The 12618-nt window shown below is 60.5% G+C and carries 13 protein-coding genes; 12 read left to right on the top strand and 1 reads right to left on the bottom strand.

Going from position 1 to position 12618, the window contains the following annotated elements; genetic code table 11:
- Window positions 1-23 precede the first annotated feature (23 nt).
- The 7 genes from hpf to Q368_RS0106165 all read left to right on the top strand — a co-directional run bounded on the left by hpf (window position 24) and on the right by Q368_RS0106165 (window position 5016).
- Window positions 24-572: a ribosome hibernation-promoting factor, HPF/YfiA family gene (gene hpf, locus Q368_RS0106195; protein WP_029458185.1), complete on the top strand. Its 549-nt coding sequence runs from the start codon at window positions 24-26 to the stop codon at window positions 570-572.
- Window positions 573-1025, top strand: a complete 453-nt coding sequence (locus Q368_RS0106190; RefSeq protein ID WP_029458183.1) for a PTS sugar transporter subunit IIA — start codon at window positions 573-575, stop codon at window positions 1023-1025.
- A 284-nt stretch (window positions 1026-1309) separates the two neighbouring features.
- A complete protein-coding gene (gene rapZ, locus Q368_RS0106185) occupies window positions 1310-2197 on the top strand; it encodes an RNase adapter RapZ (RefSeq protein WP_029458182.1) in 888 nt (295 codons plus the stop codon).
- Window positions 2198-2260: 63 nt separating this feature from the next.
- Window positions 2261-2698 carry a PTS sugar transporter subunit IIA gene (locus tag Q368_RS0106180; RefSeq protein ID WP_029458181.1) on the top strand — a complete coding sequence of 146 codons (438 nt, stop codon included), beginning with the start codon at window positions 2261-2263 and terminating at the stop codon, window positions 2696-2698.
- A 3-nt stretch (window positions 2699-2701) separates the two neighbouring features.
- The gene (locus Q368_RS0106175; RefSeq protein WP_029458179.1) at window positions 2702-3163 is read left to right on the top strand and encodes a PTS sugar transporter subunit IIB; all 462 of its coding nucleotides are present in this window, start codon (window positions 2702-2704) and stop codon (window positions 3161-3163) included.
- 132 nt (window positions 3164-3295) lie between these two features.
- Window positions 3296-3931, top strand: coding sequence for a PTS sugar transporter subunit IIC (locus Q368_RS0106170; RefSeq protein WP_084158697.1), 636 nt, complete (start codon window positions 3296-3298; stop codon window positions 3929-3931).
- Between the two features lie 167 nt (window positions 3932-4098).
- Window positions 4099-5016, top strand: coding sequence for a manganese-dependent inorganic pyrophosphatase (locus Q368_RS0106165; RefSeq protein ID WP_029458176.1), 918 nt, complete (start codon window positions 4099-4101; stop codon window positions 5014-5016).
- A 326-nt stretch (window positions 5017-5342) separates the two neighbouring features.
- Here Q368_RS0106165 and Q368_RS25560 read toward each other — a convergent pair whose 3' ends face one another.
- A complete protein-coding gene (locus Q368_RS25560; protein ID WP_156955652.1) occupies window positions 5343-5813 on the bottom strand; it encodes a hypothetical protein in 471 nt (156 codons plus the stop codon).
- Between the two features lie 627 nt (window positions 5814-6440).
- Between Q368_RS25560 and Q368_RS23775 the strand changes: the two genes are divergently transcribed.
- The 5 genes from Q368_RS23775 (at window position 6441) to Q368_RS0106140 (ending at window position 12502) form a co-directional block, all read left to right on the top strand.
- The gene (locus Q368_RS23775) at window positions 6441-8321 is read left to right on the top strand and encodes an AAA family ATPase (protein ID WP_052360053.1); all 1881 of its coding nucleotides are present in this window, start codon (window positions 6441-6443) and stop codon (window positions 8319-8321) included.
- 167 nt (window positions 8322-8488) lie between these two features.
- Window positions 8489-8839, top strand: coding sequence for an HNH endonuclease (locus Q368_RS27385; RefSeq protein ID WP_052360052.1), 351 nt, complete (start codon window positions 8489-8491; stop codon window positions 8837-8839).
- Between the two features lie 10 nt (window positions 8840-8849).
- Window positions 8850-9251 carry a P27 family phage terminase small subunit gene (locus Q368_RS0106150; protein WP_029458171.1) on the top strand — a complete coding sequence of 134 codons (402 nt, stop codon included), beginning with the start codon at window positions 8850-8852 and terminating at the stop codon, window positions 9249-9251.
- Window positions 9248-10759: a terminase large subunit gene (locus Q368_RS0106145; RefSeq protein ID WP_029458169.1), complete on the top strand. Its 1512-nt coding sequence runs from the start codon at window positions 9248-9250 to the stop codon at window positions 10757-10759. The genes Q368_RS0106150 and Q368_RS0106145 overlap by 4 nt, the downstream gene beginning before the upstream one ends.
- A gap of 126 nt (window positions 10760-10885) precedes the next feature.
- A complete protein-coding gene (locus Q368_RS0106140) occupies window positions 10886-12502 on the top strand; it encodes a phage major capsid protein (protein ID WP_052360051.1) in 1617 nt (538 codons plus the stop codon).
- The last annotated feature ends 116 nt before the right edge of the window (window positions 12503-12618 follow it).

Here is a 12618-nt window from a genome sequence, read left to right as displayed (position 1 = left end):
ACACGCCACCCCCGGAGGACTCCATGAACATCACCTTTAATTTCAAGAATTTCGAACCGTCGGATCATTTGCGTGACTACGCCCGCAAGCGTTTCGACAAGCTCGCCAAATATACCGTCGCCACCGATGCTTCCGAACTGCAAGTCAACCTCGCCGTGGAAAAGACCCGACAGATGGCCGACGTCATTTTTCTGGCCGACAACATGCACATCTCGGCCCACGAAGTGTCCGAGGACATGTACTCCACCATCGACATGATCCTGGACAAGGTCGAGGCGCAGGCCAAGAAGTTCCGCGAAAAGCAGAAGGACCGCCGCCGCCAGGCCGCCGAGACCGTGCGTACGCAGGTCATCAGCATCAGCGAGGACGCCCAGGGCGGGCGCACCCCGACCATCGTGCAGACCGACGCCTACGAGCCCAAGCCCATGGCCGTCGAAGAGGCCGCCGAGCAGCTCGTGACTCTCAAAACGGAATTCCTGGTGTTCCTCAACTCCGAAACCGAACGGCCCAATGTCATCTACCGTCTGCGCAACGGCGACTTCGGCCTGATCGATCCCGGAACGGGCGCGTAAATGAAGCTCGAGGATTATCTCCAGCCCGAGTTCGTCATCGGGGACCTTGCCGCCGAGTCCAAGGCCGACGTGCTGGCCGAGCTGGTCGCGCCGATCAAGCAACGCTGGCCCGAGTTCGACGACACCCGGGCCCGGCAAGTGCTGCTCGACCGCGAAAGCCTCGGCACCACCGGCATCGGCGACGCCGTGGCCATCCCCCACGGCAAGATGGAGAGCCTCCAGCAGATCGTCATCGTCGTCGGCAGAAGCCTCAAGGGCGTGAACTTCGATGCGCTGGATTTGAAACCCTGCCGCATCTTCTTTCTCGTCCTTGCGCCGGAACATGTTGCGGGCCTGCACCTGCGCATCCTGGCCCACATCTCCAGGCTACTGTCCGACGAATCGTTCCGGCGCGCTTTTCTCGGCGCCGAGGACGACGCGGCCCTGTGGCGCGTGCTTACCGCCGCGGCCTGAAAAAGACCCGATCCACCCCCTGTCCGCGCGGCGGCCGTCATGCAACCGCGACGGACAGGGGGTATTGTTTGCGGGGTGTCCGGCCCGCGTGGCGCGCGGCCGGACATTTTTGCGACGCCGCCGGGCGGGAAGGGCCTTCCCCGGGACGGCGGCGGGGCAGGCAGGGGCGGCGTACGCCGGTTTCATGAGGGCCCTGTTTTCACGTCGTGTCGGAAAAATGTATCCTCGCTTCCCGCGTGTGCGGCACGAACGGTGCGACGCAAGCGGCCGGAGGGCGAAAAGGCATGGAAGACGCGCCTGCGGAATTGACGATCGTCATTTTGACCGGCCTGTCCGGGTCCGGCAAGAGCACGGCCTTGCGGGTGTTCGAGGACCTGGGCTTTTTCTGCGTGGACGGGCTGCCGGTCAGCCTCGTGCCCAAGCTCATCGGGCTTTTCGACGCAAAGGGCGGCCAGCGCTACAAGGGGCTGGCCCTCGGCATGGACGTGCGCCAGGCCGACCTCGACCGGGATTGGGGCGCGACGCTGGCCCAGGTCACGAGCCGGGACGTGGGCCTGCAAATCATCTTCTTCGAGGCCGACACCCAGGAGATCATCCGCCGCTACGCCACCACCCGCCGGCCCCATCCCCTGGAAAGCCCGACCATGGGCCTGGAACAGGCCGTGGCCGCCGAGCGCGAACGCATGAGGCCGCTTCGCGACGCCGCGGACATGGTTATCGACACCACGGATTTCTCCATCCACGACCTGCGTCGCAAGCTCCAGGAGAAGTGGGCCTCCATCCGTCCGGCCAAGGGCACGCTCAAGGTCCACGTCATGAGCTTCGGCTTCAAGTACGGGCCGCCGTCCGAAGCGGACATCATCTTCGACCTGCGGTTCCTGCCCAATCCCTTCTTCGACAAGGCGCTGCGGGAAATGACCGGCAAGGACGCTCCCGTGCGCGACTACGTCCTGGCCGCGGACCCGGGCCGCGAGTTCCTGGCGCGGCTGACGGACTTCCTGCTCTACCTGCTGCCCCTTTACGCCCGGGAGGGACGCTACCGCCTGACCGTGGCTTTTGGTTGCACGGGCGGTCGCCACCGCTCCGTGGCCGTGGCCGAGTCCGTCTTTGACACGCTGTCCAAGGCTGGCTACAATATTTCGCTGGAACATCGCCATATCGAACGCGGTTAGCGGCGCGCCGCAACTGCGCTTCGGGAACATGACACCAGGGCCTCAAGCCCGGCAAGAGGATGCATGAGCGGACAAACCCAGTCCGATGCGCCTGTGGGCGTGGTCGTCGTCACCCATACCGAATACGGAAGCTGGCTGCTCAAGGCGGCGGAATTCATCCTGGGCGCCCAGGAGCATTGCCGTTGCGTCAGCGTGGACATGACCCATCCCGTGGGCGCGACGCTCGCGACGCTCAAGGCCGCCATCAAGGAGACCGACCAGGGCGCGGGCGTGCTGATCCTCACCGACATGTTCGGCGGCACGCCGACCAACCTCAGCCTGTCGCTTCTGGGCACGGGACGCCTGGAGGTGCTGACGGGCGTGAACCTGCCCATGTTGATCAAGATCCTCGGTTCCCGGACCAAGGCCCTGGAGGCTCTGGCCGTGGAAGCCAAGCAGGCCGGCTGCCAGGGCATCGTCGTGGCGGGCGAGGTGCTGCGCAAAAAGGTGGCCGAGGGCTAGACCATGGCGTTCGTTCGGGTGGACAACCGGCTCGTGCACGGCCAGATCATCGAGACCTGGCTGCCGTTCACCCATGCCCGGGCGATCCTTGTGGTCAACGACGCCCTGGCCGGAGATTTTCTCCGCCAGGAGATCATGTCCCTGGCCATCCCCGCAGGCGTACGCATCGAGTTTCTACCCGTGGCCGAACTGATGCCGTTTCTCGCGCGCAATCCCCTGGAATCCGACGACGCCCTGATCCTGTTCGCCACGTGCCGCGACGCCCGCGCGGCCTACGAAGAAGGTTTCGGTTTCGGCAACCTCAATCTCGGCAACCTGCACTACGCCCCGGGCAAGAAGCAGGTCTGCCCCCATGTGGCCCTGTCCAAGGAAGACGAATCCTGCCTGGATTTTTTCCGCGACAAGGGCGTACGGCTGGATTACCGTTGCGTGCCCGGCGACCCGCAACAGCTGCGCACCATGTAGCGGGGCCTGCGTCCGCCACGCCGCCGGCGGGGATTCCCAATCCTTGTGGTGACGACTTTTTGGAGCGAATGACGACATGACCCACCAGGCCGATATCCTGCTGCACGTGTTTGGCGTCGCTTTTTTTTTGTCCTGTTCTCGTCGTTCCGCTTCTTCGTAAACGCCGCGCTTCTCGAACGGCCGCTGATCATCGGCTTTGCCTGGGCGGCGTTCTACGGCGACCTCGACCTCACCCTCAAGCTGTGCCTGTTTTATGAGCTCTTCTGGCTCGACGGCATCCCCGCCGGCACCCACATTCCGCCGAACGCCGCCGCCTCCACCCTGGCCGGGCTTTCGCTCGTGCACGTCTTCCGACTGACCTCGCCGGCAGAGGCCTTGTTCGTGGCCGCGACCACGGCCATGCTCGGCCGCCTGTTCGCCGCCCTTGAGGGAGTGCAGCGGCTGGTGGAGAACATCGTGCTGTCCCGCTATACTGCGGCCCGCGAACGGACCAGGGCTTTTTTCTCCCCCGGCAAGCTGATCCGCCGCGCCTTTTGCGACATGGTCCTGCTTAACGGCGTGGCCTTCAGCGTGGCCCTTGCCGGACTCATCGCCCTGTACGCCGGTCTGTTGCCCCGGGTGTGGCCGTTTCTCGCCTCGTCGGGCGCGACCTGGAGCCAGCTGTGGATCCTGGGGAGCCTCGGCGGCGTGCTGTCCCTGCGCTACCGGCCGGCCTACATGGTCCTGGCCGGCGGCATGGGACTGGCCATGGTCTGGTTTCTCTTGTAACGCCGGGGGCACGCATTCGGTTTCGCGGAGCGGGGCGGGGAAAAAAGCATTGCCCGTCCAGGGAATTTGACTTGGCAAGAATTGCCTTTTGGGATATTCTTCACAAGTTCCGACAAGAGGTTGCCAACCCGTCAGGGTTTCGGAAAAAACACCAGGAGGACATTGCTATGGCCGTGTATGTCGTTGGTCACAAAAATCCGGACACCGATTCCGTCGCCGCCGCCATTTCCGTGGCTGATCTGATGAGCAAAAAGGGCGTGGAAGCCAAGCCCGCCGCCCAGGGCGCGCTCAACCCCGAAAGCGCTTTCGTGCTGGAGAAGTTCGGCGTGGCCGCTCCGGAGATCGTCACCGACGCCACCGACAAAAAGATCATCCTGGTCGACCACTCCGACCTGGCCCAGAGCCTGGACAACCTGGCTGCGGGCGAGATCATCGGCATCTACGACCACCACAAGCTCGGTGACGTGACCACGCCCAATCCCCTGGACATCCTGGTCAAGCCCGTGGGTTGCTCCTGCACCGTGGTCAAGATGATGTACGACTGCGCCAAGATCGAGATTTCCAAGCCCATGGCCGGCATCATGATGTGCGCCATCCTGTCCGACACCGTCATGTTCAAGTCGCCGACCTGCACCCCCGACGACAAGGCCGCCGTCGAGGCCCTGGCCAAAATCGCGGGTGTGTCCGACTTCATGTCCCTTGGCGTCGAGATGTTCAAGGTCAAGTCGGCCGTCGGCGGTACCCCGGCCAAGGACCTTGTCTTCCGCGATTACAAGGACTTCAACATGGGCGGCAAAAAGATCGGCATCGGCCAGCTGGAAGTGGTCGACCTGTCCATTCTCGAGCCGGTCAAGGCCGCGCTGCTCGAAGAGTGCAAGAAGGTCAAGGCCGAAGGCCGCCACAGCGTGTTCCTGCTCCTGACCGACATCATGAAGGAAGGCTCCGAGATGCTGATCGTCTCCGACGATCCGAGCTACGTGGCCAAGGCCTTCGGCGTCGAGGTCAAGGGCGACTCCGTGTGGCTCGACGGCGTGCTGTCCCGCAAAAAGCAGGTCGTGCCGCCCTTCGAGAAGGCTTTCGCCTAGTTTCCACTGCGCTTCAGCAAAGAGGGGAGCGGCCTTCGGGCCGCTCCTTTTTTTTGAAAACAACTGCGGTGTGCACAGCCCTGTTCCGTGTCCGGGCACCAGGGGTTGTGCGGCAGCCTCTCTGTAAGCGATGGACAAAAGTGGGGAGAAGCTGCTCCTCCTCGGTTATTACATGGCTCCGTCATTGGCTCCGTCTAACGCCACCCGCGGCCACCCCATCCCCGGGAGTCGGTTTGGCTCGGCCGTGGCTAGGTATTTTTTACCAGGAAAAATATTTTGGCGTTTGAGTTATTTCGCTTGTTTTGATATTTGTGTTGGAAAATATTTCAACGAGATATCGCAATTGAGTCTAGCGACTGTTGTATATTTTGTAATACTTTATCTAGCTCTTCGAGATTGCTTGATACTTGCGAGGATTTGTCTGTTATGGAGATGTCGAAATCCTTTAATAAATCTTCAGTTTGTTTTTGAGCGTTTTTAATATCATCTGTTCCTTGAAGTGCATCATTTTCTATTGTGACGTCGTTTGGCTGGTTTGGTCTGCTTAAGGTTCGTAATAAGTTGATTTTTGATTTTATATCTGTTGCTATTTTTTTTACTTGAGCAAGTTCCTCTTCTAAATCATTTCTTGCATACTTTGTTGTATTAAGTGCAGCATTGAGGTTGATCTTGGCATTTGCTATCTCAATTGATACTGATGAAGATCGATATGCTATAAACACTATGCCACATGTTGCAATTAACATACACAGGCTTAGGGATATCCAGAAGAACTTGGGGATGCCGCTGACTTCCATTTGAAACTCTTTTGAATTTGAAATTCTCTAAATTGCAAGGAAAGTCAAAAATACCTACCTTCTATAGTAATCATGTCGCTGTTATATTGGCAAAAAATTAAATAGAGTATGGAATATTTTTCAACATGCAAGATCAACTGACATTATAGCACATCTCCATGCCAGCAGCAGCTTGAAATAGCCGCTAAAATGCCTAAATAATAGTAGCGAAATCCTTGGGGACAAAACTTATCCGATACTTATCTGCAACAGCAAAAAGGGTCACAGTTTTCACCGTAACCCTTTGGGATCTTATGGTGGGCAATACAGGATTCGAACCTGTGGCCTTTGGCTCCGGAGTTCGGGAAAGCGTGAAAACAGTGGGGCACAGCTGGCCCTAACTAGCCACGATCTTTCAGGAATTTTTCGGGCTGAAAAAACAGTTCACCCCACATTTTCACAACAGCAAGCTATCCCTCTGCTACCCCTTGGCGGCCTTTGGCCCCGTAGGATTTCCGAGGCCAACGGCCCAAAACAAGAAACGCCCGGAGCTGGTGACTCCGAGCGATTCTCGCGGATGCCGCTTTTACGGTCTTGGTATGCGGGCCAGATAGCACAGTTTGAAAACCTTGTCAAGGGGGTTGCCGCATGAACCCCTTAACTATCCGTAAGGACTACGAATCAGACCGCGAAACCGACGACATCAAGTCGGCCATCAACTACGAGTCCTTCTTCCACCAGGAGTTGCCCGACCTTAAAGGTCACGGTGACAACCTTCATTGCAATTGCCCCTTGTGCGGTGACAAGGGCGGTCACTTCTACGTCAACAAAAAGACGGGTCTTTGGGATTGCAAAAAGTGCGAAGAGAAAGGCGACGTCTTTACGTTCGTTATGATGAACGATGGCGTCGATTTTCCAGAAGCAAAAAAGACCCTAGTTGATTATATCGGCGTGTCGGGAAAGCTGAAAGATGCACCGACCATCGAAGAGAATATCGAGGCCCGTTATCACTATACAAGCGAAACGGGGAAACTTCTTTTCGACGTGATCCGGTTCGAGAAGATTGGCTTCAAAAAGACGTTTCGTCAATGGCAGTGGAGCGAGACGACGAAGAGCTTCATTCAAAACCTGAATGGTGCCCGTCTCGTACCTTACCGCCTGCCGGAAGTCCTACGCGCCGAAACGGTCTATCTGGTCGAAGGCGAGAAGGACGTGGAGTCGCTGCGGGCCATGGACGCGGCCTTGGCCTTTACCGAGGTCGGGAAGCTGGCCGTGGCCTACTCCTGCAACCCCATGGGCGCGGGGAAGTGGCGCGACGAATATACGCCTCACTTCAAGGGCCGGCACGTCGTCATCCTGCCCGACAATGACACCAAGGGCCGGGACCACGGCCAGAAGGTCGCCAAGGCCCTGCATGGGGCCGCTGCGTCGGTGAAGGTGGTCAACCTGCCCGGCCTATCCGAGAAGGGCGACGTCACCGACTGGCTTGATGCAGGCGGGACGCTGGACCAGTTAGAGCAACTGGTCGGGAAGGCCCCGGCCTGGACCCCGGGCACGACGGCAGACGGGAAGAACCCGGCCGCCGGCATAGTCTCCGCATCTGACCTCCTGCGCATGGATATTCCTGAGCTACGTTGGGCCGTCCCCGGCTTCCTGCCGGAAGGTCTGACCGTCCTTGCCGGCAATCCGAAGGTGAAGAAGTCGTGGCTTGCGTTGGGGGCCATGCTCGCCATTGGTGCCGGCCTGCCCGTCCTCGGCAAATTCGAGACGACGCCGGCCCGGTGTCTCTATCTGGCGTTGGAAGACTCCCGACGCCGGCTTCAAGACCGCATTCATAAAATCATGGACCCCCAGCCGGACCTCGCGGTCGGCCTAGACAACGTGATGGCCGTCACCGAATGGCCCACAATGGATGAAGGCGGCCTGGAAGCTCTCGACGCCTATGCTGAGGCCAATCCTGACTTGAAGCTCATCGTCATAGACACTTTGGTCAAGATGAGGCCCAAGACCCGCCCCAAAGGCTTCAACGCCTATGAGGTGGACTCTATGCACCTTGCCGAGATCAAGAAGCTTGCCGACCGCCGGCACCTGGGGGTGGTGGTCATTACCCATTTGAACAAGGGCAAGACCACGGACAAGGGCGACCCCTTCGACCGGATCACGGGCAGCAACGGTATCTTCGGAGTGGCGGACACGGCCATGCTGTTGACAGGCGAGAGAGACGCCAAGACGGCAGAACTGAGGATCACAGGGCGCGACGTTGAAAGTCAGGACTACGCCGTCGAGTGGGCGGACTTCATCTGTTCGTGGTCGATCACAGGCAAGGCCATCGAGGTGAAGCTGACCGGCGAACGTCAGAGCATCATGGAGATGATGAAGGCGGCCGACCGCCCGGTGAAGACTGCCGAAGTCGCCAGATATTTGAAGAAAACATCGGCTAGTGTCTCGTATTTGCTGGGGAAAATGCTCAAGGACGGCTGTGTCGAGTCACCCGGCTACGGCCTCTACTCTCTTATAGACAACCCCTAGAAGTCCTTGAAGTACACAAAGTCCTTGAAGTCCTTGAAGTCCTTGAAGTGGAGAGTTCAAGGGGGACTTCAAGGGGACTTCAAGGGGTATGGATGAAGGCAGGTATCTGAAATTTATGACTAAGCGATCCAGTTCAAGGACTTCAAGGACTTTGTGGGGTTTTAACGATGAGCGATGACCCGAGATACCGATCCAGCCGATGGCAGAAGCTCCGAGCGGCCGTCCTTCGCCGTGATCCCCTGTGCGCCTACTGCCGGGCCAGGGGCAGGGCTGAGGCCGCCACGACTGTTGACCACATTGTCCCCACGGCCAGGGGCGGGCGCTTTTGGGACCGCGACAATCTGGCCCCGGCTTGCGCGTCCTGCAACTACAGCAAGGCCGACACGCCGCTGGACGAGTGGCTGGCCGGAGGTTGCGGCACGGATGGCTTCGGCTCCTTCTGGGACGAGAAAAATCAGACCAGCCTGAGCGCCAAAGACCGTATGCGCCCCTCATTACACACGAACCTTGATTCCTAAGGAGGGTGACATGCCCAAAGTGATCGAAGTCCCCAGGGGCAAACAGGCTTGCGCCCCCCTCAAGAGAAACCCGCGCCACCTCAAGGGGGAGGCGAAGAGGAAGTGGAACGACATCCTGGCCGTTCTCGCTCCCGAGGTGGCGACCGAAAGGCAATTCGACGTCGTGACCCGCTATTGCATCGCCTGGGCGGCCTACATGGAGGCCGTGACAGCCCTGGAAACCGAGCCGGCGATCCTCGTCAACATGAAGACCGGAGCGGCCCAGCCGAGCCCGTGGACGAAAATCAGGATCGAGATGGACAAGACCCTTTTCAGCCTGGGCTTGAAGCTGGGCCTCATCCCCAACGGCCGCGACATCCCGGCCACGGACACGACGCCGCCGGCATCCAAGTTCGGGGGGCTGGTCCGATGACGCTTGCCGACGACGTGCTGGCCTTCGCCTCCCGCCTGACCGTCACGTCCGGCCGGAAAGCGGGTGTCCCGATGATCGTGCTTCCTCATATCGAGGCTGCGATCCGGGGAAGCCTCGCTCCGGGAAAGAGGACGTGCTGTATCTCCTGGCCCCGGAAGCAGAGCAAGAGCACAGGCTATGCCGCCGTGCTTATCCTGGCCGGGCTCATCGGTCCCTTGGCCGTCCCCCGGGGCCAATTGGCCACGGCGTCGGCCAGCCGCGAACAGGCTTCGCTTATATACGATGAAGTGGCCGCATTCATCCTAGCTGAACCTGAGCTTTACGGACTTGTCAATCTTTCGTCCAGTAGAAAAACCATCACGTCCCTGACGAACGGCTCCACGTTCAAAGCCCTGTCCGCCGACGCGACCACGGCCCACGGCCTGGGACTTGATTTGTTCATCATGGACGAAGCAGCGCAACAGCGAAATTCCGAGCTTTGGGACGTCCTCTTCACCTCGCAGTCGGCCAGGGCGAACCCCCGCGCCATTGCCATCGGAACGCGGTCACAGGACCCCAAGCACTTCTTTTCGGAAATGATCGAGTACGGCCAGCGAGTGAATGCTGGCGAGATCGAGGACGGCTCTTTCTTCTGCCACGTTCTGGCCGCGCCCGATGACGCGGATTGGCAAGACGAAAAGGTATGGCGCGCCGTCAACCCCTGCCTTGATGCAGGAGTGCAGGACATTGACAGCCTGCGGGAACTGGCGACCCAGGCCAAGCGCATCCCGAGCAAGGAAAACGTCTTCCGCGCCCTGCATTTGAACCAGGCCGTGGACGCGGACGGACGCTTCATTTCGTCGGAAGACTGGAAGGCTTGCTCCGGTCCCGTGGACATCCAGGACGGGGAAACCTGCTACGGCGGCTTGGACCTGGGCAGCACACAGGACTTGACGTCCCTGGCCCTCTACTTCCCCAGGACGGGCTCTGTCCTCTCCTGGTGCTGGCTTCCTGCCGAGCCCTCTCTATTCGAGCGGGAGAAGCTGGACCGCGCCCCCTATCCCGTCTGGAGACAGCAAGGCTTTATCGAGACCTTCCCCGGCCGCTCCACCGACCGCTTGGCCGTCGCCGTCAAGCTGGCCGAGATATGCGCACGCTACGACGTCCAGGGCATCGCCTTCGACAGGTGGGGGATGCCGGTCCTTGAGAAGCTCATGGCCGACAACGGCATCAAGGCCCCCCTGGTGCCGCACGGCCAAGGCTACAAGGACTTCTCCCCTACCGTGGATGCCTTCGAGACTGAGGTCATCGAGCATCGCCTACGTCATGGAGGGAACCCTGTTCTTACGTGGGCCGTTGGCAACGTAAAACTCTCCACCGATCCAGCGGGCAACCGCAAATTCGATAAGGCCAAGGCGTCACAGCGCATTGACCCGGCTGTTGCTTTGGCCATGGCCATCGGTTTGGCCGCAAGACAGCCCGTTACCGGGCCGTCAAAATATAACGCATCAGGTTTTTTTGAACTTTAAGAGGAGATCACAGTGGAAAAACAGTCAAGAGCATTTGAGATCGGGGAAATTCAAGAGACAGGCGAGCGCACCATTGCCGCCTCCCTGTCTTCCGAGTTCCCGGTCCAGCGATCCCGAGGAAAGGAGGTGCTTGTCCACGACCAGAACGCCGTGGACCTCTCCCGCGCCCCCCTGCCTTTGATCGTCGGCCACGATCCTGCCGAGCTTCCGGTCGGCGTCGTCGAAGGGCTCCGCGTCGAAGGTGGCCGGCTCCGGGGTTCCCTCAGATTCTCTGAGGGTATTCGCGGCCAGGAAATCCTGGCCGACGTCAAGGCCGGCATCCTCCGCAACCTGTCCGTTGGCTACGTCGTCCAGGCGACCGAGCGCGGCCAGGGCGACAGCTACCGCGTGACCAAGTGGCAACCATACGAGTGCTCCCTGGTCGCCTGTCCCGCCGATCCCTCCGTGGGCATTGGCCGTTCCTTCAACCCCAACACTCCCCAGGAGGGAAAGACCATGGACATGAATGACATCAAGCGCGAGCAGACCCGTTGCATGAAGGAACTGGAGGCTCTGGCCGCCAGCGGAGACGATACCGAATCCCTGGCCGCCAAGCGCGCCGAGCTTGCCGACCTCGACACGCGGCTGGCCGTCCTCGACGACCTGGCCAAACGCCGCGGCCCCGCGGACAAGGTGCCCGGCATCGGTGCCCCGGCCGGCGCGCCTGCGATCCGTGAAGGCGAGGTGCGCGTCCTGGCTCCTGGCGACAAGCTGGCCGACACCTGCCGCCGCGACCTTGTGGACGGCATCAAGCCCGAGGAACTGAGCCTGGGGCGCGTCCTGCGCGGTCTGGTCACTGGCGACTGGTCGGGCGCCGAAGCGGAAAAGCGGTCGGTCATGTCCGAAGGCACTTCCAGCCTGGGAGGCGTGCTCATCCCTGCCCCCATGGCCGCTCAGGTGATCGACTTGGCGCGCAACCAGGCCGTGGTCTTCCGGGCCGGCGCGTCCACGGTGCCGATGACCGCGAACACGCTCAAGATGTGCAAGGTCACGGGCGACATGTCGGCTTCCTGGCGTGAAGAAAACGCCGCGATCACGGCTTCGGAAATGTCTTTCGACAGCCTGAGCTTTACCGCCAAGGCCCTGGCCGCGATTTGCTCGATCAGCATCGAACTGTTGGAAGACGCCGGCAACGTCAACGGCTTGATCGAAAACAGCATTGCCCAGGCCCTGGCCCTGGAACTTGACCGGGCGGCCCTGTTTGGCTCCGGTGTCGCTCCTGAGCCCCTGGGCTTGAACGGCGTCGTCGGCGTCCAGTCGATCAGCATGGGCGACAATGGCGCGGCCCTGACCGGCTACTCGCCCTTCACCCTGGCCATGCAGAAGCTCTATGAGAAGAACGCCATCCCCGGCAGCTTCGTTTTCAGCCCGCGCACCTGGGCCGCCATGGAAGGACTGGTGGACACGACCGGCCAGCCCCTCGCCGCCCCGGCCTCTTTCGCCTCCGCGCCCAAGCTGGTGAGCAACCAGATTCCGAACACGTTGCACCAGGGAACCGCGACCAACGCGAGCAGCATCTTCACCGGGGCGTGGTCGAACCTCATGGTCGGCATGAGAACTTCCTTGACCCTTGAGGCCAGCCGCGTTGCCGGCGCGGATGCCTTCTCGAAGATGCAGGTCATGATCCGCGCCTACCTCCGCTGCGACGTGCAGGTGGCCCGGCCCGATCACTTCGTCAAGATCGTCGGCGTGATCCCGGCCTAAACCGTCGCAAGTTGCGCCAGTTTCCCAGGTGTGGCGAGTTGCCGCACCTGGGAGGCGGGAGTTTCTGAACAATTTGATCAGAAACTCCCCCGGGGGTTTTGGTGCAACTTGAACCA

The organism is Solidesulfovibrio alcoholivorans DSM 5433 (genome assembly GCF_000702665.1).
Classification (GTDB): domain Bacteria; phylum Desulfobacterota; class Desulfovibrionia; order Desulfovibrionales; family Desulfovibrionaceae; genus Solidesulfovibrio; species Solidesulfovibrio alcoholivorans.
Note: the sequence above shows the minus strand (reverse complement) of the source record. Positions and strands in the feature narration are given on the sequence as shown.

Excerpts from the sequence above, each read along its gene's own strand:
- Q368_RS0106150 (WP_029458171.1), top strand. The coding sequence starts at position 8,850 with ATGCCCAAAGTGATCGAAGTCCCCAGGGGCAAACAGGCTTGCGCCCCC.
- hpf (WP_029458185.1), top strand. The coding sequence starts at position 24 with ATGAACATCACCTTTAATTTCAAGAATTTCGAACCGTCGGATCATTTG.
- rapZ (WP_029458182.1), top strand. The coding sequence starts at position 1,310 with ATGGAAGACGCGCCTGCGGAATTGACGATCGTCATTTTGACCGGCCTG.
- Q368_RS0106145 (WP_029458169.1), top strand. The coding sequence starts at position 9,248 with ATGACGCTTGCCGACGACGTGCTGGCCTTCGCCTCCCGCCTGACCGTC.
- Q368_RS27385 (WP_052360052.1), top strand. The coding sequence starts at position 8,489 with ATGAGCGATGACCCGAGATACCGATCCAGCCGATGGCAGAAGCTCCGA.
- Q368_RS0106175 (WP_029458179.1), top strand. The coding sequence starts at position 2,702 with ATGGCGTTCGTTCGGGTGGACAACCGGCTCGTGCACGGCCAGATCATC.
- Q368_RS0106165 (WP_029458176.1), top strand. The coding sequence starts at position 4,099 with ATGGCCGTGTATGTCGTTGGTCACAAAAATCCGGACACCGATTCCGTC.
- Q368_RS0106180 (WP_029458181.1), top strand. The coding sequence starts at position 2,261 with ATGAGCGGACAAACCCAGTCCGATGCGCCTGTGGGCGTGGTCGTCGTC.
- Q368_RS25560 (WP_156955652.1), bottom strand. The coding sequence starts at position 5,813 with ATGGAAGTCAGCGGCATCCCCAAGTTCTTCTGGATATCCCTAAGCCTG.
- Q368_RS23775 (WP_052360053.1), top strand. The coding sequence starts at position 6,441 with ATGAACCCCTTAACTATCCGTAAGGACTACGAATCAGACCGCGAAACC.
- Q368_RS0106190 (WP_029458183.1), top strand. The coding sequence starts at position 573 with ATGAAGCTCGAGGATTATCTCCAGCCCGAGTTCGTCATCGGGGACCTT.